Here is a 20,377-nt window from a genome sequence, read left to right on the forward strand (position 1 = left end):
CGCCCCGTTCACCTCACCGCTTCAAACGCACTGATCAACAACGCCCCCGCCGCGATCACCACGCAACCGGCCGCCCGGCGCGGCGTCAGCCGCTCGCCGAGGTACACCCGCGCGATCAGCGCCGCGAACACCACGCTCGTTTCCCGCAGCGCCGACACCGGCCCCATCGGCGCGCGATCCATCGCCCAGATCACGATGCCGTACGCGAGCGCCGCGAACACGCCGCCGCAGGCGGCCTTCGCCGTTTCGCCGACATCCTGCTTCAGCCGCAGCGGCCCCGCCCGCAGGCGGTAGTACGCGGCCATCATCGCACCCGTCAGCACGAACATCCACGCGGTATAGCCGACCGTGTTGCCGCTTTCCCGCACGCCGATTCCGTCGACCACGCTGTAGGCCGCGATCGACACGCCGGTCGCGAACGCGGTCGGCAGCACCTGCATCATCCGGTGCTTCGCGCCGCGCCCGCGTTCCAGGCCGATCGCCAGGATGCCCGCGCAGATCAGCACGAGCCCGCATTGCGCGCCGACATTCAGGTGCTCGCCCGCGAACGCCGCCGCGCCGAGCGTGACGAGCAGCGGCGCGGTGCCGCGCGCGACCGGATAGGCGACGGTCAGGTCGCCGTGCTCGTACGCGCGCACCAACAGCAGCGTATAGACGACGTGCAGCACGGCCGACGCGACGACACAGAGCCAGCTCGCCGGCGTGATCGGCGCCGCGGCCGGCAGGAACAGCAGCGCGAACAGCCCGATCGCGATCTGCAGCACCGTGGCCGACCGCAACCGGTCGCCGCTGCCGCGGACGAGCGCGTTCCATGACGCATGCAGGAACGCCGCACACAGAACGGCAAACAAAACGGGGATCGGCACGATGAATACTCGCTGACGGTCGGCCACGCGATATCGTCGCCGCAGGGCGTTCATCGTATGAATACGTCATCCGATTGTCAAAATCCCTGCGCCGCGCGGCCCCCTCCGCAAACCGAGCAGCAACGTCCTCTCGCCCGCCCCGCGCGGCATCTGCGGCAGCGGCCCACGGCGCCGCGGAATGTGACGCAAAGGTGGCACGTGGTTCATTCCTTTCCACTTTCTTTCGCATTGCGTCGCGCCGTAATGAAATCGATACCGCAGCGCAACCGTCGCGAAATCACTCCGTCCCCATATCTTCATACGGGACTGTTTCAATGCGCGTGCTCTCTCGCGAGCTCCGCGCCGAACCCACACGGCGACGGGGCCGCTCTCCACCATCGAAGACCTTACCTGGAGTTTCCCGATGTTCCGTCAAGCCTTGCTTGTCACCGCCTGCGCTGCCGCGGCGCTTGCGCTGTTCGCCTGCGGCGGCAGCGATCCGACGTCGACGCCGCCGGCACCCGTCGTGTCGTCGCAGGACGCGCTGCAGACCGCCACGCCGATCAAGCACGTCGTCGTGATCTACGGTGAAAACATTTCGTTCGACCACTACTTCGGCACCTACCCGAACGCGACGAACCCGTCGGGCGAACCGGCGTTCACCGCCAAGGCCGGCACGCCGACGCCGAACGGCCTGACGGGCACGCTGCTCACCGCGAATCCGAACTTCACGAACACGGCCAACGGCACCGACGCGGCGAACCCGTTCCGCCTCGACCGCACGCAGGCCGCGACCGCCGACCAGAACCACGCGTACACGGCCGAGCAGCAAGCGGAAGACCTCGGCGCGGCCGATCTGTTCCCGAAATACACCGGCAGGGGCTCGTCCGGCGGCGCCGGCGCGTTCGGCACGAAGGGCCAGGTGATGGGCTACTTCGACGGCAATACCGTGACCGCGCTGTGGAACTACGCGCAGCGCTTCGCGATGAGCGACAACACGTACACGACGACGTACGGCCCGTCGACGCCGGGCGCGCTGAACGTCGTGTCGGGCCAGACCAACGGGATGCAGATCGTCAAGACGTCGGCGCAACCGTCGACGCTCGCGAAGAGCTCGTACTACATCAACGACGGTCAGACCGGCTACACGATGATCAACGACGTCGACCCGGGCTATGACGTGTGCTCGAGCACGACCGACCAGGCGATGATGACGGGCAAGAACATCGGCGACCTGCTGAACAGCGCGAAGATCACGTGGGGCGGCTTCATGGGCGGCTTCAACCTGTCGACGACGAACGGCAACGGCACCACGGGCTGCGCCCGCAGCACGGTCGCCACCGCCGTGAACGCCGCGACGTCCGACTACATCCCGCACCACAACTGGTTCCAGTACTACGCGTCGACCGCGAACCCGCAGCACACGCGCCCGAGCTCGGTCGCGGCGATCGGTTCGAGCTTGCAGACCGACGGCAAGACCGCCGAACCGGCGAACCACCAATACGACACGGACGACTTCTTCGCGGCCGTGAAGGCCGGCAACTTCCCGTCGGTCAGCTACCTGAAGGCGCCGGCCGCACAGGATGCGCACGCGGGCTATTCGGATCCGCTCGACGAGCAGGCGTTCGTGACGAAGGTCGTCAACTTCCTGCAGCAGCAGCCGGACTGGCAGAACACCGCCGTGATCGTCACCTATGACGACTCGGACGGCTGGTACGACCACGTGTACACGCCGCCGACCCGCGGTTCGTCGGACCCGGTCGACCAGGTGAGCGGCAACGGCAAGTGCGGCTCGGGCGGCACGACCGGCGTGAACGGCGGCACCGTGAACGGCCGCTGCGGCCCGGGCGTGCGCATTCCGCTGATCGTGATCTCGCCGTACGCGAAGCAGAACTACGTCGATCACACGATGCTCGACCAGTCGTCCGTCGTGCGCTTCATCGAGGACAACTGGCTCGGCGGCCAGCGCATCGGCGGCGGCTCGTTCGACGCGACGGCGGGCGACCTGCGCACCCTGTTCGACTTCACGTCGAAGCCGAACACGACGCCGCTGTATCTCGACCCGACACTCGGCACCGCATTGAGCTCGGCGCCGGCGATCTGACCGGTACTGCCTGACCGCCTGGCCGGCGCATGATGCGTCGGCCGTTTCCGTTTAACGCGCCGCTTCGTGCGGCGCCCGATTTCCGACCGACAGCATGACCGCTCGCCCTGCGTTCCCGTCTCCCGACACCACCGGCACCCGCGCGCCGCGCACGCCGTCCCGCCTCCTGCGCCGCGCGGCATTCGCGATCGGCGCCGCCGTGCTCGGCTACGGCGCGTTCGCGATCGCATTTCCGTCGCAGGTGCCCGCGGCGATCGGCACCGTCGTCGCCGACTGGACGGGGGCGAACCCGCATCCGGTCGTGCTGCAGCGGCCCGCCGCGCAGCCGCTGTCGGCAGTCGCGCAACTCGGCCGCGCGCTGTTCGCCGATCCGTCGCTGTCCGCGTCGGGCAAGCAGTCGTGCGCGTCGTGCCACAGCCCCGATCATGCGTACGGCCCGCCGAACGCGCTCGACGTGCAGCCGGGCGGCCTCGCGATGACGCAGCAGGGCTATCGCCCGCCGCCGTCGCTGATGTATCTGTATCGCCAGCCGAACTTCAGCATCGGCCCCGATGCCGGTGAAAACGACGCCGCGCCGACCGTCGCGCAGCAGGCCGCGTCGGCCGCCGGCGTCGTCAAGGCGCAGAAGGTGGCCGGCACGTCGGCCGCGCCGCAGCTCGTGCCGCAGGGCGGGATGTTCTGGGATGGCCGCGCCGATACGCTGCAGCAGCAGGCGTTCGGCCCGCTGCTGAATCCGGTCGAGATGGCGAACGCGAGCATCGACGACGTCGCGCGCAAGCTCGCGCAGTCGTCGCACCGCGCGCAACTCGAGCAACTGTTCGGCGCACGCGTGTTCGACAGCCCGCAGCTCGCGGTGTCGGAGGCGATGTTCGCGATCGCACGCTACCAGGTGGAGGATCCGTCGTTCCACCCGTACAACAGCAAGTACGACCGCTGGCTCGAAGGCCGTGCACGGCTCACGCAGGCCGAACTGCGCGGGCTGCGCCTGTTCAACGATCCGGACAAGGCGAATTGCGCGGGCTGCCACCTGTCGAAGCCCGGCAAGGACGGGCTGCCGCCGATGTTTACCGACTACCAGTACGAGGCGCTCGGCGCGCCGCGCAACAAGGAACTGGCGCAGAACCGCAACCCGGCGTTCTACGATCTCGGCGTGTGCGGGCCGTTCCGCGACGACCTGAAGGACCAGACGCAGTATTGCGGAATGTTCCTCACGCCGACGCTGCGCAACTCGGCGACGCGCCACGTGTTCTTTCACAACGGCGTGTTCCACACGCTCGACCAGGTGATGGCGTTCTACAACGAGCGCAGCATCTCGCCGCAAAAATTCTATTCGCGCGGCGCGGACGGCAAGGTCGAAGAGTACGACGACATCCCGCCGAAATATCGCGGGAACGTCGACGTGACCGATGCGCCGTTCGATCGCAAACCGGGCGACAAGCCCGCGATGACGGCGCAGGACATCAAGGATATCGAAGCGTTCCTGGGTACGCTGAACGACGAGCCGGCGCAGCACTGAGTCAGGACGACCGCCGCGCCGCGGCGTGTCAGCAGCGCGCGCGGATGCAAAGGAAGGCCGGGGCCAGCGACAGCTCCGCATGGAGCCGCTCCGACGCGGCATTCATCTCGGGCAGCGGCTTCGGCTCGACGAACCGGTCGAGCCGCCAGCCGCCGTCGGCCACTGCGTTCAGGATGTCGGCGAGCGGCCGCCGCCACGCTTCGACGTAGGGTTTCGGTTCGCCGAAACCCGACCAGTGAAAGCCGAAGCGGGACGTATCGAAATAGGTGCCCTCGCCGCGCGTGCGTTCGTCCATCCAGTCCCGCATCGGATGCGCCATCGAAAACACGAGCGTGGCGCCCGGCCGCGCGACGCGCCGGAATTCGCGCAGCGTCGGCGCAAGATCGCGCACGTAGTCAAACGCGAGCGAACAGACGATCTTGTCGAACGCATCGTCGGGCAACCAGGCGAGCGGCCCCTCCAGATCGCCCTCCACGACGTCGACCGGGAGGCCCGCGCAGCGCGTTCTCGCCAGCGCGACCATCTCCGGCGTGACGTCGAACGCATGCACCGTCGCGCCGTGGCGTGCGAGGTGCGCGCTGCAGATGCCGGGCCCGCAGGCGGCGTCGAGCACCGTCAGGCCGTCGACGTCGCCCAGCAGCGCCATCGTTGCCGGACGTTCGTAGAGCGCGTTGTGCGCCTTCGTCGGCGCGATGTCGGCATAACGTTGCGCGAAGCTCGCATACGCCCGGCGGCCGGGCGGTTCGTTCGGATCGGTCATGCAGCCTCCATCGGCGGAAACAGGGTGAGCCGATTATCCACCGGCGGATGGCGACCTGCGTCCCGGCCGCCGATATCAGGCCATGCCGCCCGCCTCGCGCCCAGCCGCGTCAGAACAGATACATTTCCGCGACGAACACGACGCCCGAGAACAGCAGCGTCGTCACGCACTATCCCATGATGTCGCGCACGCCGGGCCCGGCAATCGCGATCGTGGAAACGGGGAGGAAAACGGCCACTGGCGGTGCGATCGGCGCCGCCGGTGAAAAGGTCGGATGCGGGTGCGTTATCGGCCGGCGGTCGCAGGTGCGCTCACGGTCGCAACCGGATTCGCCCGCTGCTCGGCCAGCCGCTGCGCGAACCGGTACGCGACCAGCGAGCCGGCCACGGCAAGCAGCATCGGCACGAGGCTGTCGTGATCCGCGCGCGTGAACTCGAGCAGCAGTACGACCGCCGTGATCGGCATCTGCATCGACGCGGCGAGAAACGCGGTCGCGCCGATGAGCGCACACCCGCCGATCGACGCGCCCGGCCACACGAGGCTCCACAGCCCGCCGAGCACGACGCCGAGCAGCGCGCCGTTCGCGAGGCCCGGTGTCAGCAGGCCGCCTTCCGCGCCGACGCGCAGGCTGCTGGCCTCGATCAGCACCTTCAGCACGAGCAGCGTCGCGGCGAGGCCGATCGTCAGCGTGCCGTCGAAACCCAGCGACGCCGGGCCCTTGCCGTTGCCGAGCAGTTGCGGGAACCGCATCGCGAGCACGCCGATCACCGCGAAGTTGAGCAACGCGAGCACGGGCAACCGCCCATCTTTGGGCGCGTCTGCCCGCGCACGCGTCGTGAGCCGCACGAAGCCGTAGGCGGCAAAGCCGAACAGCGGCCCGCAGACGATCGACCACACCACCAGCGGCGTGCTCAGCACGAACGGCGGCACCGTGTACTGGTGTTCGTTGCCGAGGCCGATCCACGCAACGGCCGCGGCGATCGCCGACGTCGCGACCGCCAGGACCAGCGCACGCAGCGCGAACGTGCCGAGCAGCACTTCGAGCACGAAGATCGCCCCGCCGAGCGGCACGTTATAGACGGCCGCGAGGCCCGCGCCCGCGCCGCACGCGACCATCAGCCGGCAATCGTCGGGCGTGAGCCCCGCCGCATGCGCAAGCCGCCCGGCAAGCAGCGAGCCGATCTCGCGCGGGGCGACTTCGCGGCCGAGCGGCGAGCCGAGCGCGACGGTGACGATCTGCAGCAGCGCGTGAACGGTCGTGCTGACGAACGGCATCCGCGGATCGGCCGCACGCACCGCGCGGCGGATGCTGACGAGCGGCCGGCCATACCGGTACAGCGCCCACCAGCCGCCGCCGGCGACGATCCCGCAGACGATCAGCACCGCGAGCCGGCGCAGCGGATCGGCGCCGGTCACGCCGGTGAGGAAGCTCTCGGTGCCGATCACGTGCGCGATGTCGTAGCCGTACGCGACGTGCTGGATCGCATGCAGCAGCAGCGCGAGCAGCATGCCGCCGAGGCCCGCGCCGACGCCGGTCAGGATCGTGACGACCGCCACGCGCGCGAACGGGCTGGCGGCCGGCGAGGAGGATGCGGGAGCGGACGGGAGATCGAGGCGCATGGGGTCGGCGAATGGGATCGAAAAGACGGCGCGCAACCCGCACGCCGTTGTCAGGACCGCATCGTAGGCCCGCGCCAATCATGAGACAAACGTATTTTTCGAATTGACTCATGCATTTGATGAATGCATGAAGCCTGGCGGGCCTTGACCGCCCGCCGTGCACGTCAATCCGGATACGTGACGTGCTCCGGTTCGCGCCGCAGGATCACCTTCCCGTGTCGGATCGACAGCGCGGCCTTGGCCTGCCGGCGCACGGCTTCGTAATCGCTGTCCGCGTCGAGCACGACGAGATTCGCCGGACGCCCGACCGCGATGCCGTAGCGGTCGCCGAGATGCATCGTCGTCGCGCTGTGGTCGGTCACGAAGTCGAGGCAGCGCTGCAAGTCCTGGTAGCCCATCATGTGGCAGATGTGGAGGCCCGCATCGAGCACGCGCAGGATGTTGCCGTTGCCGAGCGGGTACCACGGGTCCTTGATCGAATCCTGACCGAAGCACACGTTGATGCCCGCGCGATCGAGTTCCGCGACACGCGTGACGCCGCGCCGCTTCGGAAACGTGTCGAAGCGCCCTTGCAGGTGGATGCTCTCGGTCGGGCACGAGATGAAGTTCAGGCCCGCGCGCTTCAGCAAGCGGAACAGCTTCGAGCAGTACGCGTTGTCGTACGAGCCCATCGCGGTGGTATGGCTCGCCGTGACGCGCGCCCCCATCCCGCGCACGCGCGCTTCTTCCGCGAGCACTTCGAGAAAACGCGAATGCGGATCGTCGGTCTCGTCGCAATGCACGTCGACGAGGCAGCCGGTGCGCTCCGCGAGATCCATCAGGAAGCGGATCGAGCTGACGCCCTGCTCGCGCGTGTTCTCGAAATGCGGAATCCCGCCGACGACGTCCGCGCCGAGTTCGATCGCCTGCTCCATCAGTGCGCGGCCGCCGTCGAACGATTCGATGCCTTCCTGCGGAAACGCGACGATCTGCAGGTCGATCAGCCCGCGTGCTTCGTCCTTCACTTCCAGCATCGCCTTCAGCGCGGCAAGCGTCGGATCCGTGACGTCGACGTGCGTGCGCACGTGCTGAATCCCGTGATCGCGCAGCATGCCGATCGCCGCATGCGCGCGCGTCTTCGTGTCCTCGTGCGTGATCGTCGCCTTGCGTTCGGCCCAGCGCTCGATGCCCTCGAACAGCGTGCCGCTCATGTTCCACGCGGGCTCGCCGGCCGTCAGCACCGCGTCGAGGTGAATATGCGGCTCGACGAGCGGCGGAATCGCAAGGCGGCCGCCCGCGTCGACATCCGCTGCGCCCGTGGGTGCGACCGGCGCCGACTGGGCGTCGACCCGCGCGATCCTGCCGCCATCGATGCCGATCGTGAACAGGCCGTCGCGGCCCCGCAGGCGTACGTTGAACAGATTCATGTGAAGTCTCCCCGTGGCATCCATGAAAACGGCCGCGCGCGTGGCGCGGGCGGCCGTGCGATCCCGTTGACGCGTATCGATGAAACGCGTCGATGCGCGCGTGTAACGCCCGGCGTCGGCGCGAACGCCCCATTCTCCACGCACCGGTCACGACGATCAACCGCCGTGCCGCGCGCCGCGCATGTTGCAACGATGCGACAGCCGGCCACCGAGGCGCGGATGCCACGCGCACGCGATCGCGCAAAAGCCGCCGGCGTCAGGCGCACACGGCACGTCATGTCGGTTTTGTGAAGGACTCTTGCCGGATCCGGAAAGGTGCGCTCGCGGCCCCCGGCGGCCTTGCGCGTGGGATGCGTTCCTATACTTGCGCCGAACTTTCGTTGCCAGTCCCACACGCAGGAGCCTTGATATGAAAAAAACCCTCGTCGCCGGCGCATGCACCGCCGCGCTGTTCGCCCCGCTCGCTCACGCACAGAGCTCGGTCACACTGTATGGCCTGATCGACGCCGGCATCGTCTACACCAACAACGCCAACGGTGCGTCGCTGTGGCGCCTGAACAGCGGCACCGTCAACGGCAGCCGCGTCGGGTTTCGCGGCACCGAGGATCTCGGCGGCGGCCTGAAGGCGCTGTTCGTGCTCGAGAACGGCTTCAACGTGAACAACGGCGGGCTCGGGCAGGACGGCAAGCTGTTCGGCCGCCATGCGTACGTCGGCGTGAGCCAGAGCGGCTATGGCACGCTGACGCTCGGCCGCCAATACGACACGATGGTCGACTTCGTCGCGCCGCTGTCGGCCACCGCCGGCGACTTCGGCGACACGAGCTTCGCGCATCCGTTCGACAACGACAACCTGAACCACTCGCTGCGCATCAACAACGCGGTCAAGTACACGAGCGAGACCCATGCGGGCTTCAAGGTCGGCGCGATGTATGCGTTCTCGAACGCGACCAGCTTCGGCGCGAACCGCGCGTACAGCGTCGCGGCAAGCTACACGAACGGCCCGCTGAAGCTGGCCGGCGCGTACCTGCAGATGAACGGCACGAAGGGCTCGACGAGCGCGAGCCCGGGCGCGACCGATGCGGCCGAAGCGAAGAGCCTGAACCAGGGCGGCTGGTCGATCGGCTCGGACCGCATGCGTTCTTACGGCGGCGGCATCAGCTACGGATTCGGCCCGGCCACCGTCGGCTTCGTCTATACGCGCTCGCAGTACGACAACACGGGCTCGTTCGGCTCGACCGGCCAGGTCGCGTTCAACAACTACGACGTGAACGTGCGCTATGCGGTGACGCCGGCGGTCAGCCTCGGCGCGGCCTACGTGTATACGGACGCCAGCGTGTCGAACCCCGACAGCAAGCACGGCACCGATCCGAAGTGGCATCAGGTCGACCTGCAGGCCGTCTACAAGCTGTCGCGCCGCACGGACGTCTATGCGGAAGCGATGTATCAGCACGCAGCGGGCCGCGGCTACCAGGCGTTCATCGACGGCTCGGGCGGCGCATCGAGCACGGCGAACCAGATCGTCGGCACGATCGGCATGCGCACGCGCTTCTGACCGGCACGATGCATCGCCGCCCGACGGCCACGAACCTGCGTTCGCACACGGGTTCGCTGCCCGCGGGCGGCTTGCGCCAATGTTGTTTCATCTGGAAGGCAGCCTGCCTGGAATCGGGGTTTTTACGCGCGAGGGGGCTGCGTAGACTGCCAGCACAGGTCAGGGTCACGCATCGCGTCGATCCGGCCGCCCACCCCGTACCCAGGAGAACCTCGTGAAATCGCTCGTCGCTGCCGCCGCCGCCGTCCTGCTTGCTGCACCGGCCCTGTCTTTCGCCCAGTCGGCCCCATCGCCCGTCACGCGCGCGCAAGTGCTGCAGGAGCTGATCGATCTCGAGTCGGTCGGCTACAACCCGGCGCGCGGCGAAGTCAACAACTATCCGGACGACATCATGGCGGCGCAGGAACGACTCCACGAAAAGCGTCTCGCGGAACAGAAGGCGGCACACGCCGCATACGGCCCGGCCGGCGAACCGGCAACGGAATCGGGTGCGGCCGCCAGGCCCGCGCGGTAACGGCACGACGAAGCGCCCCGCCCGCGTGAACCACGTACCGCGGGCATGGCGCGATTTGCGTTCGCTTGGTTGGCTTGACGAGAAAACGCCGGCCGTGCGGGCAATGCGCCGACGCGCGTCCGCCGCTCAGGCGGCCTGCGGTTCGCGATCGATCGCGCTCAGCATCTCGACGTCGCGCGCGATCATCCCCGGCACCTGGGCACGCAGCATCTCGACCCAGGTCCGCACCTTCGCATCGATGAAGCGGCGCGACGGATACAGCGCGTAGACGTTCATCTTCTGCAGGATATGCGCGGGCAGCACGCGGACGAGCGTGCCGTCGCGCAGTGCGTCGATCGCCGAGTACAACGGCAGCATGCCGATCCCGATGCCGTCGCGGATCGCGAGGGCGAGCGATTCGGCCGTATTGGTCTGCACCGGCCCGGTGACGTGGATCTGTTCGACGCCTTCCGGCCCCTCGAGCACCCATTCGTGCGTCGGGAACGCCGGCGTGCACAGCGTCAGGCACGCGTGCGCAGAGAGATCCTGCGGGCGAGCCGGCGCGCCGTGCCGTTTCACATAGTCGGGCGACGCGCACAGGATGCTGAAGGTCGAGCCGAGCAGGTGCGACACGAGTTCCGAATCGGGCAGCGACGACGCGGTCACGACGGCCATGTCGCTCGTGCCGTCGAACAGGTCGGGCATGCGCTGCGACAGCGACAGCTCGATCGATACGTCAGGAAACTGCGCGTGATAGCGCGTCAGCGCGGGCAATACATAGTGATGACCGACGCTCGCGAAGCTGTGCATGCGCAGCACGCCGGCCGGCCGTTCGTGCGCGCAGCTCGCCTCTTCTTCCGCGCGGTCGACGTCGGCGAGGATCTGGCGGCAACGCCGCAGATAGTTTTCGCCGGCCGACGTGAGCGCGAGACGGCGCGTCGAACGATTCATCAGACGGGTGCGCAGGCGCGCCTCGAGCTCCGACACCGCGCGCGACATCGCGCCGGTCGTCGAATTCAGCGATTGCGCGGCGGCGGTGAAACTGCCCGTCTCGACGACGCGCGAAAACACCCGCATGTTTTGTAGGGTATCCATTCCTGTGAGCAACCTGTAGCGGAGCCGCCATTTTCCTCCACGGGATGCGACAGATTGTTACTCCGGCTGCAACTATCGTTTCCCCGCAACTGCGTTAATGCGCGGGCGCCGCACTCCTACAATCGGCGCCTCAACAGTCGAACGGACCGTTCGGACGCGCCGCGCATCTCGCCCGGCCCCGTACCGGCCCCCTCTTTTCATGAAGCCACAACCTGCGATCGAGCGACCTTCCATCGAACCGGCACGATGGAGCACATGGCTCGATCCACTCGGCGACGCGGCACGCGACTGGGCCGCGAGCGACGGGCTGATCTGGCTGCACCTCGCGAAAACGGTGTTCGCGGCGCTCCTTGCGATGGGCATCGCGATGCGCCTGGAGATGTCGCAGCCGCGCACGGCGATGACGACCGTGTTCGTGCTGATGCAGCCGCTGTCGGGGATGGTGTTCGCGAAGAGCTTCTACCGCGTGCTCGGCACGGCGGCCGGCCTCGTCGCCGCACTCGCGCTCGGCGGGCTGTTCGCGCAGCAGCCCGAGCTGTACATGGCCGGCATCACGCTGTGGATCGGCACCTGCATCGCGCTCGCGGTGCGCAATCGCCACTTCCGCTGGTACGGCTTCGTGCTCGCCGGCTACACGGCCGCGCTGATCGGCCTGCCGGCCGTGACGACCCCGCAGACACTGTTCCAGTCCGCACTCACGCGCGCCGCGGAAGTCGCGCTCGGCATCGCGTGCTCCGGTGCGGTCAGCGCGCTGATCCTGCCGCTCAGCTCCGCGAAGGCGCTGATGCGCTCGCTGGGCACGCGCCATGCGACGTTCGCGGCGTTCACGGCCGGCGCGCTCACGGGCGACGTCGCGCGCGGCGATTTCGAGCGGCGCTTCGCCGATTTCGTCGATGACATCGTCGGCTTCGAGGCCAATCGCGCCTTCGCGTCGTTCGAGGATCCGCACATTCGCGCGCGCAGCCGCCGCCTCGCGCGGCTGAACAGCGAGTTCATGAATGCGTGCACGCGGCTGCATGCGCTGCACCAGCTCGTCAAGCGGCTGCGCGCGAATGGCTCGGACGCGGTGCTCGATGCGCTGGCGCCGCACGTCGACGCGCTCGCGCAGCGCTTCGCCGCGCTGCGCGACGAGCGGCCGCGCGGCGTCTCGCCGGCCACCGGCGCGCTGCTCGAACTGCGCCGCTTCCACGGCGCGCTGCCGAAAGCCGCGCGCGCGTCGCGGCGAAACATCGAGGCGCATGCGGCCGGCGGCCTGCTCGACTTCGATACCGCGATCGAGCTGCTGTACCGCTTCATCGGCGAATATCTCGGCTACGCCGACACCTATGCGTCGCTCGACCAGGACGATCACGCATTCGAGCGCTCGGTCACGCATTACGCGGTGAAGACCAACGCGTTCTTCGTCGGGTTCGCGTTCCTGCGCACGATCGTCGCCGTCGGTGCAATGAGTGCGTTCTGGCTTGCCTCCGAATGGCCGAGCGGCCCGCTCGCCGTGATCGCCACCGCGATCGCGTGCGCGCTCAGCTCGACGTCGCCGCGCGCGCCGAAGTTCGTCGCGCAGATGAGCGTCGGCGCGGCGTTCGCGACCGTCGTCGGCTACCTGTTCCTGTGCTACGTGTATCCGAACATCGACGGCTTCCCGCTGCTGTGCGCCGCGCTCGCGCCGGTGCTCGGCCTCGGCGCGTTTCTCGCGATGCGGCCGGGACTGTCCGGCTACGGAATCGGCTTCGCGGTATTTTTCTGCCTGCTCGCGGGGCCCGACAACGCGATCGCGTATACCCCCGAGGTGCTGATCAACAACGGCCTGGCGATCGTCGTCGCGATGCTCGCGTGCGCGCTCGTGTTCGCCGTCGTGTTCCCGACTCACATGCCGTGGCTCACGGGCCGCATCGCGCACGACCTGCGCCGCCAGGTCACGCTGGCGTGCGAAGGCGCGCCGGATGGCCTCGCCCAGCGCTTCCAGTCGAGTACGCACGACCTGATGGCGCAGCTGCGCACGCTGCTCGTGCGGCGCACGCGACAGCATCGCGACGCGCTGCGCTGGATGCTGTCGACGCTCGAGGTCGGCCACGCGGTGATCGACCTGCGCGACGAGTTGAACACGTTCCGCGCATCGAAGCCGCCGCAAATGCTGCGCTGGACCGGTTCGATCGACGCGGTGCTGCGCGAGCTGCCGCGCTTCTTCGACGACCCGACACCCGGCCATCACGCGCGCACGCTGAAATCGGTGAACCTCGCGATCCGCGCGGCGCAGCACACGCTGCAGGCGTGGTACGCGGTGCCCGACGAGCGGCACCGCATGCAGCGAATCGTCGGCTGCCTGCACTTCATGCGCAGCGCGCTGCTGGACAAGGACGCGCCGTTCAACCGGCTCCGCCATTGAGGATCGGTGCGCGCGCAACCGGATCCTTGTTCCGGATGGAAATAAGCTCTACAGCCGCGGTGATTAATCTTTAAGCAGTGCGAGCCTATAGTTTCCTCACTGCCAGCGAGACTGGCACTCACCCAGGAGAAACCAACATGAAGCCGCTGCACCTCGCCCTCGTTGCCCTGTCGCTCACCGCTGCCGTTGCTCACGCACAGCCGGCTCCGGCAGACGTCGCACAGCAGCAGGCGAACCGCGCTGAAGCCGTCGCAACCGCAGGCCGCGTCGATCGTTCGCAATCGAAGCAGGAAGACCCGAACGCCTGTGTCGGCCCCGTCAGCTTCTGCAACATCTACTTCGGCAGCTGAGCATGGCGCCGCGTCGTCACGGCCACGCCCGCACCGTCCGCCTTGCATGCGCGGGCGAGCGGCGGCCCGACCGCTCGCCGCATCGACGCTCCCGCCTACGCCGCTTCGATTGAAGCGGCGCATGCCGTTTCACGCGCCGCGCCCCGGCCGCCAGCCCACCTCGCGCAACGCATCCAGCAAGCGCGCCTGCCCCAGCCCTTCGACCCGTGCACCGCGCGACTCGACGTCGCCGCCCGCGACGAGCGCATTCACGATCGCTTCCTCCACCGCTTCCGCCGCGGCGACGAACAGCGCGGAAATATGGTCGTTGTTGACCATCTGCACGCCGGTGGTCGGCGCGCCCTTGCTGCCGTAGTTCGCCGCCGGCAGGCCGTCGTTGCCCGTTGCGAACGCAAGGAAGATGTCGCCGCTCGAATCCTCGGTGCCCCCGCCGACGCGCGCCAGCCCGACGCTCGCACGCTGCGCGAGGCGCGTGCATTGATGCGGCAGCAACGGCGCGTCGGTCGCGATCGTCACGACGATCGATCCCATCCCGGCCTCGCCTTGCGCGTCCGGCGCGCGGAACGGCGAAGGCACGTGCCGCAGCACTTCGCCGACCGGGTAGCCGGCCACGCGCAGCATCTCGCGCACGCCGTAGTTCGCCTGCACGAGCGCGCCGACGGTCCAGCCGCCCGCATCGGCCGCGAGCACGCGCGACGCGGTGCCGATGCCGCCCTTGAACTCGTGGCAGATCATCCCCGTGCCGCCGCCCACGCCGCCTTCGGCAACCGGCCCCGGCTGAGCGGCGGCCAGCGCGCGCTGCACATGCGCGGCGTTCACGTGCTGCCCCCAGATGTCGTTCAGCAAGCCATCGTAGGTTTCCATCACGACCGGCATGCACCAGTACACGCGGCCGGCCGCCGCTTCGCGCTCGTTCGCGACGAGTGCGTCGCGCACCGCGCCGACGCTGTGCGTGTTCGTATAGGCGATCGGCGTGGTCAGCAGGCCCGCCTCGCGGATCCATTCGAGCCCCGTCGCGTCGCCGTTGCCGTTCAGCACGTGCACGCCCGCGAAACACGGCGAATCGTGCGCGGCGCCCGCGCGCGGCTCGATGACGGTGACGCCGGTGCGGATCGATGCGTCGCCGTTCTCGACGTTCAGCGTGCAATGCCCGACCCGCACGCCCGGAACGTCCGTGATCGCGTTGAAGCGGCCCGGTGTGCCGAGTCCGATGCGGATGCCGAGATCCCTCGTGCGCATGATGCAGTTCCTCCAGTCTCTCAATGGTTCGGTGTTTCAGTGCTTCGACAAGGCCAGCGCTCAGAGCGTGCGGAACGCTTCGCTGTGGCGCGCCCAGACCGCATACATCACGAGCGCGGCGATCAGCAGCCCCGCGATGATGATCAGGTCGGTCGGTTTCGTGGCCGTCGCCAGCGTCGTGTAGAGCGTATAGGCCGCGCCGGCTACCGCGACGAGCGGCGTCACGGGCCACAACGGCATCCGGTAATGATGTTCGACGTCACGGCGCACGAAGCGGCTCGCGAGCGCGGCCAGCCCGACGACCAGATAGATCAGCAGCAACAGGTCGACCGTGAACGCGGTCAGTTCGTCGAGGCTCGACACGAACACGAGCCCGGCCGACGGCACCGCAAGCGCGAGGGTGGCGAGCCACGGCGATTCGAGGCGCGGATGGATCGTCGAGAATGCACGGTTGCAGGTGCGCGACCAGAGCGCGTGCCGGCCGCTGCTGTACAGCAGCCGGCCCATCGTGATCACGATCGCGATGATCGCGTTGAACACCGACAGGAAGATCCCGCCGCTGACCACGCGCGACACGGCCGGGCTGCTCAGCGAACGCACGACATAGCCGATCGGGTCGGCGCTCTTCGTCAGCTCGGTCAGCGACGGCGCGCCGAGCACGATCGCGGTGAGCGGAATCAGTTCGACGACGAGGATCACGAGCAGCGAGTAGATCACCGCCTTCGCGACATTGCGGTTGCCGCCGCGCAGGTCTTCCGCGAGATAGGCGGCCGAGCCGAAGCCGTTGTAGCAGAAGATCGCCGTGCCGATCGCCGGGACGATCGCGGCCAGTGTCGCCGGCACGAGCGCGTTGCCGCTCGCGACGACCGGCGCGATCAGCGCGTCGGCGCCGCGATGCGGCGAACCGAAGCCGAGGCCCGCGATCAGCATCAGCACGCCGATCTCGACGACCAGGAACGCGCCCGTGATCCACGCGTTCGTCTTGATGTTCAGCATGCCGAGCAGGTAGCTGAGCAGCACGATCGTCAGCGCGACGGACTGGTTGCCGAAATGCGTGCCGAGCGCGTTGTTCAGGTAGGGCGCGGCGCCGCTCGCGAGCACGGCCGGGATGAACACGCTGACGGACAGCACCGTGATGAAGGTCAGGTAGCCGGGCAGCGTGCCGAACACGCGCTTGGCCATGACGTATTCGCCGCCCGCACTGCGGTGCGCGGCGCTGAGCTCCGCGTAACAGAGCGCGAACGCCAGCGCGAGCACGCCGCCGAGCAGGAACGACAGCACCGCGCCGCTGCCGGCCTGCTGGATCGCGAACGGCGCGATCACGAAGATCGAGCTCGCGGGCGTCACGCCGGATACGGTGATCATCACCGCATCGCGCACGCTGAGCGTCTGCGACAGCGCGCGCGGCGCGTCTTCCGTTGCAGGCGCCGCTTGCAGCGTGCCCGTCGATTCCGACATCATCGCCATTTCGTTCTCCTGTCCTGCTTTGCCAACGTTTTTTGAACGCCCATACTCGGGCCCGACTGATTGCGTGGCAGTCTAGGAAGCCAATTTCAGGACCGCTATTCCCCCTTCGTGTTACGCCCTTCCGGTGGTGGTATGGATCGTCTCTTTTCCGAAATCGCGATGCACCAGGCGCTCGGCCGCGCAATCGATCATCTCGGCCAGCCGCGCTTCTGGCGGTTTCTGGTGCTGTTGCTCAATGAAATGGTGCCGTTCGACAACGCGCTCGCGACCGCGATCGGCCGCGACGGCGTGCCGCTCGTGCTCGACGAATACGACACGGGCGGCACCGATGCCGCGTCGCCGGTGCCGCTTTACCTGAATGGGTTATATCTGCTCGATCCGTTCCTGCAGGCCGCTCACGACGGGCTCGCCGACGGCTGCTACCGGCTCGAGGAAGTCGCGCCCGACCTGTTCCGGCAGAGTGAATATTTTCTGAGCTACTTCCGCGATGCGGTTGGCGACGACGAGATCCAGATCCTCGTGCGGCCAAACGCCGACCTGCTGCTGTCGCTGTCGCTCGGCGCGGGTACGCGGTTCGACGTCGAGCCGCTCGGCAAGCTGACGGCCGCGATGCCATGGGTGCTCGCGGCGATCCGGCAGCACTGGCGGCTGGTGGGTGACGCGGCACGCGCCACGCCCGATGCCGATCTCGGTGCGCGGGTCGAGCAGGCGCTTGCCCGCTTCGGCGCGGGCGTGCTGACCGATCGCGAGATGTCGATCGCGAGAATGGTGCTGCGCGGCAATTCGTCGAAGGCGATCGCCGAGCGGCTGGCGATATCACCCGAAACGGTGAAGGTGCACCGGCGGCATCTTTACGCGAAGCTTGGCATCTCGTCGCAGCCCGAGCTGTTTTCGCGCTTCATCCAGGCGTTGGGGGAAGATGCGGCGGGATGAACACGTCGACATATCGACAAAGGCGGATGGCAGCGGGCGCGGAATCGTGCAATATCCGTGAATCGCCGCCTTCCCTGGTTATCCGTTGAAGCCCATCCGGATGATCCGTCGACAACGAGACTGCCCCGAAACAGGAATCCCGATTCATGTCGCTCATTCCGCTCGTCGGACTTGGCTGGTTGCTTCTGTGTGCCATCAGCGCCGCGTCGATCGTGCTCGTGCCACCGCTGCTGCTGGTCGCTTACCTGATGGGGAAAGATGTCTGGTCGATTCTCACGCGTGGCCGGCTGCAGTTCGCGTTCCTGGCCTACCTGGGTTCCGCACCGGTGCCGGCGGTCTTCACGTTCCTGCTGGAAGCCGGCGCCGCGGCCGGGAGTGCCGGCGGTGTGGCGTCGGACAGCCTGCGCCGATGGAACGAACAGTTCTTTTTCGCGTTCGTCGCCGCGGCGGCGCTGAGCGGCCTGCTGTTGCTATTGCGGCCGAAAGACGGGAAAGCAGCGAACCCCGAACCGTCGCGACCTGCACAATAGCCGGCACGCGAGAGCCGCGCCATGCCGCCTGCCCGGCTCTCGAGCAGGGGCACGGTCATACGCAGTGTCCTGCTACGTCCGCTACTTCCACTTCGCGCCGATCTGCGCGAGCCCGGCATTCCGGAGATCGTCCGGCAACATCACCACGCGGAACTCGCAGTCCGCATTCAACATCAGGAACCACGGCTCCGCGAGCGCCGGGATCCGCGACGGGTCATTCACGTCGACGATCACGACCGCCCCGCGCCCGCCGTTCTGCTCCGTGAAATACACGGCCTCCGGCTTGACCGCTTCGAGTATTCGCGAGATCACGTCGCCGACGCTGCCATCGCGCACCAGCGTATTGAACGGCTCGTGAGGGATTCGTATGTTGAGAAGCATGCGCATGACCGTCTCCTTGGGCTCCGCCCGGCGTGGGCCCTTCAAGCATAGGTGCTGCGCGACGCCGCGCCAGCGGCGCCAAAAGGCGCGGCCGGCAGGCATTCACATTCCGACGATTCGATGACGCCGCATTGCCTGAACGGCAATCGTTCATGACACGCGAGTCCGGCGAGCATGCCGTCGCGTTCGATGCCCCGTCGCATCGGCGCCCCGCTCGCCCGGCCGCGCCGCACGCATCACTCGGCACGGCCGGCCGCGGCGGGCGCGATCGCGAGATGCAGCGGCCGCTCCGGCCGCAGCGTCACGTTCAGCACCGGCCGCGGCGGTGTCATGCCCGGCGGCACCGACAATTCGTAGCGCTGCAGGATCATCGCGGCGACGATCGTCATTTCCGTCATCGCCAGATGCTGCCCGAGACACACACGCGGGCCCGTGCCGAACGGCATGTAGCTTCCGCGCGGCGCGGCCGGCGCGTCGTCCGCAAAACGCTCGGGACGAAACACGTCGGGCTCCGCAAACCATCGCGCATCGCGTTGCATGAGCTGCAGCGGCAGCATGAACAGCGTCCGAGCGGGGAACTGCCACGGCCCCAGCACGATCGGCCGGGCCGCCCGGCGGCTGATCAGGATCGGCGCGGACGGATACAGGCGCAGCGTTTCCTCGAGCGTGTGCGTCAGGTAGCGCAGCGACGATCGCGTCTCGGCGGACGGCGCGCGACCGCCCAGCACGCGCGCCACTTCGTCGCGTGCGGCGGCCTGCGCCTCCGGATGCGCCGCCATGCACCACGCCCACCAGGTCAGCGCCCCGGCCGTCGTCTCGTGGCCCGCGAGAAACGCCGTCATGCATTCGTCGCGCACGGCCCGCACCGGCCATCGCCGCGCGTCGTCCCGATGCAGCCGCAACAGACGCGACAGCAGATCGTCGGGCCACGCGTGCATCGGCAAGTCGAGACGCGCCTGCAGATGCCGGTCGATCAGCCCGTTCAGCACGGCTATCGCCCGCGCCTTGCCGCGCTTCCACGGCATCCAGTCCGGCGTGCTTGCCGGCCAGTAGAAATCGGCGTTGGCCGCCGCGCTCACCGCGCGCACGGCTTCCTCGGCCGCACGCGCATCGTCGCCGATCGCATCGGAGAACATCGTGCGCATGATCACGTCCATCGCCAGCGACGTCAGCGCGCTTTCGATCGGCCAGTCCGGATCGCGCGCCGGCCACTGCGCAAGCGCGTGTCCGGCCGTCGCCGCGATCGACGGGACGAACGCCTGAACCGGCTTCGGCATGAAATTCGGCTGCAACGCGTGCCGCTTGTCGCGCCACGCGTCGCCTTCGGCGATCAGCACGCTATGGCCGTGAACCTCCTCAAACACCCGGACGGCTCGCTCCCAGCGCCCGAGCGCATCGTGATGCGTCACCAGGAGTTCGCGCACGAGCGCGGGATCGGTCACGACCACCGCATGCTCGGGCCACATTCGCAAGTGCACGACGTCACCGTATGCGCGCTGCCAGCCGGCCAGCGTGCCGAGCAGGTCGCGCGACATCGTGCGCAGCAGCCCCCAACCCGTCAGGCCGGTGCGCGGCCCCGGCGGCCACACGCCGGGCGGGTGAAGCACGGGCGCCGAAGCCGGGGCGCCCGCATGGAATGGACATTGGGAAGTGGATCGCGTATTCATGGGCCGGATTGTCCGCATCGGCTTGCCGGCGGTCTT

Annotated in this window: 17 protein-coding genes and 1 pseudogene; 8 read left to right on the top strand and 10 right to left on the bottom strand. The window is 68.2% G+C overall.

The annotated features are described in order from the left end of the window. Nucleotides 1-8: 8 nt before the first annotated feature. The gene (locus tag ACPTTC_RS26150) at nucleotides 9-920 is read right to left on the bottom strand and encodes an EamA family transporter (protein WP_423394519.1); all 912 of its coding nucleotides are present in this window, start codon (nucleotides 918-920) and stop codon (nucleotides 9-11) included. Nucleotides 921-1,269: 349 nt separating this feature from the next. On the opposite strand from ACPTTC_RS26150, the gene ACPTTC_RS26155 reads away from it, so the two are divergent. Then, entirely contained in the window at nucleotides 1,270-2,949 is a 1,680-nt protein-coding gene (locus ACPTTC_RS26155) for a phospholipase C (protein WP_423394520.1), read from the top strand. A 94-nt stretch (nucleotides 2,950-3,043) separates the two neighbouring features. Continuing rightward, the gene (locus ACPTTC_RS26160) at nucleotides 3,044-4,465 is read left to right on the top strand and encodes a cytochrome-c peroxidase (RefSeq protein ID WP_423394521.1); all 1,422 of its coding nucleotides are present in this window, start codon (nucleotides 3,044-3,046) and stop codon (nucleotides 4,463-4,465) included. A gap of 28 nt (nucleotides 4,466-4,493) precedes the next feature. Here the strand turns inward: ACPTTC_RS26160 and ACPTTC_RS26165 are convergent, their stop codons facing one another. The 4 genes and pseudogenes from ACPTTC_RS26165 to codA all read right to left on the bottom strand — a co-directional run bounded on the left by ACPTTC_RS26165 (nucleotide 4,494) and on the right by codA (nucleotide 8,251). Continuing rightward, complete coding sequence (locus tag ACPTTC_RS26165; protein ID WP_423394522.1) at nucleotides 4,494-5,225, bottom strand: class I SAM-dependent methyltransferase; 732 nt, start codon at nucleotides 5,223-5,225, stop codon at nucleotides 4,494-4,496. A gap of 109 nt (nucleotides 5,226-5,334) precedes the next feature. Then, nucleotides 5,335-5,436: pseudogene (locus ACPTTC_RS26170) on the bottom strand (TIGR00366 family protein); the annotation flags it as partial. Between the two features lie 74 nt (nucleotides 5,437-5,510). Beyond that, nucleotides 5,511-6,845 carry a chloride channel protein gene (locus ACPTTC_RS26175; protein WP_423394523.1) on the bottom strand — a complete coding sequence of 445 codons (1,335 nt, stop codon included), beginning with the start codon at nucleotides 6,843-6,845 and terminating at the stop codon, nucleotides 5,511-5,513. Between the two features lie 164 nt (nucleotides 6,846-7,009). After that, nucleotides 7,010-8,251: a cytosine deaminase gene (gene codA, locus ACPTTC_RS26180; protein WP_423394524.1), complete on the bottom strand. Its 1,242-nt coding sequence runs from the start codon at nucleotides 8,249-8,251 to the stop codon at nucleotides 7,010-7,012. A 409-nt stretch (nucleotides 8,252-8,660) separates the two neighbouring features. Between codA and ACPTTC_RS26185 the strand changes: the two genes are divergently transcribed. Then, nucleotides 8,661-9,803, top strand: a complete 1,143-nt coding sequence (locus ACPTTC_RS26185) for a porin (RefSeq protein WP_423394525.1) — start codon at nucleotides 8,661-8,663, stop codon at nucleotides 9,801-9,803. Nucleotides 9,804-10,017: 214 nt separating this feature from the next. Then, on the top strand, nucleotides 10,018-10,317 hold the full coding sequence (locus ACPTTC_RS26190; RefSeq protein WP_423394526.1) for a DUF4148 domain-containing protein: 300 nt from the start codon (nucleotides 10,018-10,020) through the stop codon (nucleotides 10,315-10,317). Between the two features lie 126 nt (nucleotides 10,318-10,443). On the opposite strand, the gene ACPTTC_RS26195 is transcribed toward ACPTTC_RS26190, so the two are convergent. Beyond that, nucleotides 10,444-11,391 (bottom strand): LysR family transcriptional regulator, encoded by a 948-nt coding sequence (locus tag ACPTTC_RS26195; RefSeq protein WP_175950322.1) that lies wholly within the window; start codon nucleotides 11,389-11,391, stop codon nucleotides 10,444-10,446. A 199-nt stretch (nucleotides 11,392-11,590) separates the two neighbouring features. On the opposite strand from ACPTTC_RS26195, the gene ACPTTC_RS26200 reads away from it, so the two are divergent. Both ACPTTC_RS26200 and ACPTTC_RS26205 read left to right on the top strand, forming a co-directional pair. Next, nucleotides 11,591-13,774, top strand: coding sequence for an FUSC family protein (locus ACPTTC_RS26200; RefSeq protein WP_423394527.1), 2,184 nt, complete (start codon nucleotides 11,591-11,593; stop codon nucleotides 13,772-13,774). A gap of 137 nt (nucleotides 13,775-13,911) precedes the next feature. After that, complete coding sequence (locus ACPTTC_RS26205) at nucleotides 13,912-14,124, top strand: hypothetical protein (RefSeq protein ID WP_041493313.1); 213 nt, start codon at nucleotides 13,912-13,914, stop codon at nucleotides 14,122-14,124. 129 nt (nucleotides 14,125-14,253) lie between these two features. Here the strand turns inward: ACPTTC_RS26205 and ACPTTC_RS26210 are convergent, their stop codons facing one another. Together ACPTTC_RS26210 and ACPTTC_RS26215 are read right to left on the bottom strand one after the other, a co-directional pair. Further along, nucleotides 14,254-15,363, bottom strand: a complete 1,110-nt coding sequence (locus tag ACPTTC_RS26210; RefSeq protein WP_423394528.1) for a P1 family peptidase — start codon at nucleotides 15,361-15,363, stop codon at nucleotides 14,254-14,256. Nucleotides 15,364-15,423: 60 nt separating this feature from the next. Beyond that, complete coding sequence (locus ACPTTC_RS26215) at nucleotides 15,424-16,830, bottom strand: APC family permease (protein WP_423394529.1); 1,407 nt, start codon at nucleotides 16,828-16,830, stop codon at nucleotides 15,424-15,426. Between the two features lie 132 nt (nucleotides 16,831-16,962). Between ACPTTC_RS26215 and ACPTTC_RS26220 the strand changes: the two genes are divergently transcribed. Next, nucleotides 16,963-17,763 carry a helix-turn-helix transcriptional regulator gene (locus ACPTTC_RS26220; protein ID WP_423394530.1) on the top strand — a complete coding sequence of 267 codons (801 nt, stop codon included), beginning with the start codon at nucleotides 16,963-16,965 and terminating at the stop codon, nucleotides 17,761-17,763. A 146-nt stretch (nucleotides 17,764-17,909) separates the two neighbouring features. After that, nucleotides 17,910-18,293 carry a hypothetical protein gene (locus ACPTTC_RS26225; protein ID WP_423394531.1) on the top strand — a complete coding sequence of 128 codons (384 nt, stop codon included), beginning with the start codon at nucleotides 17,910-17,912 and terminating at the stop codon, nucleotides 18,291-18,293. Between the two features lie 81 nt (nucleotides 18,294-18,374). Here ACPTTC_RS26225 and ACPTTC_RS26230 read toward each other — a convergent pair whose 3' ends face one another. Beyond that, nucleotides 18,375-18,680: a panthothenate synthetase gene (locus ACPTTC_RS26230; RefSeq protein WP_423394532.1), complete on the bottom strand. Its 306-nt coding sequence runs from the start codon at nucleotides 18,678-18,680 to the stop codon at nucleotides 18,375-18,377. A 230-nt stretch (nucleotides 18,681-18,910) separates the two neighbouring features. Next, entirely contained in the window at nucleotides 18,911-20,341 is a 1,431-nt protein-coding gene (locus ACPTTC_RS26235) for a cytochrome P450 (RefSeq protein WP_423394533.1), read from the bottom strand. Nucleotides 20,342-20,377: the final 36 nt, after the last annotated feature.

Source organism: Burkholderia mycopellens (assembly GCF_964265025.1).
In the GTDB taxonomy this organism is placed as follows: Bacteria; Pseudomonadota; Gammaproteobacteria; order Burkholderiales; family Burkholderiaceae; genus Burkholderia.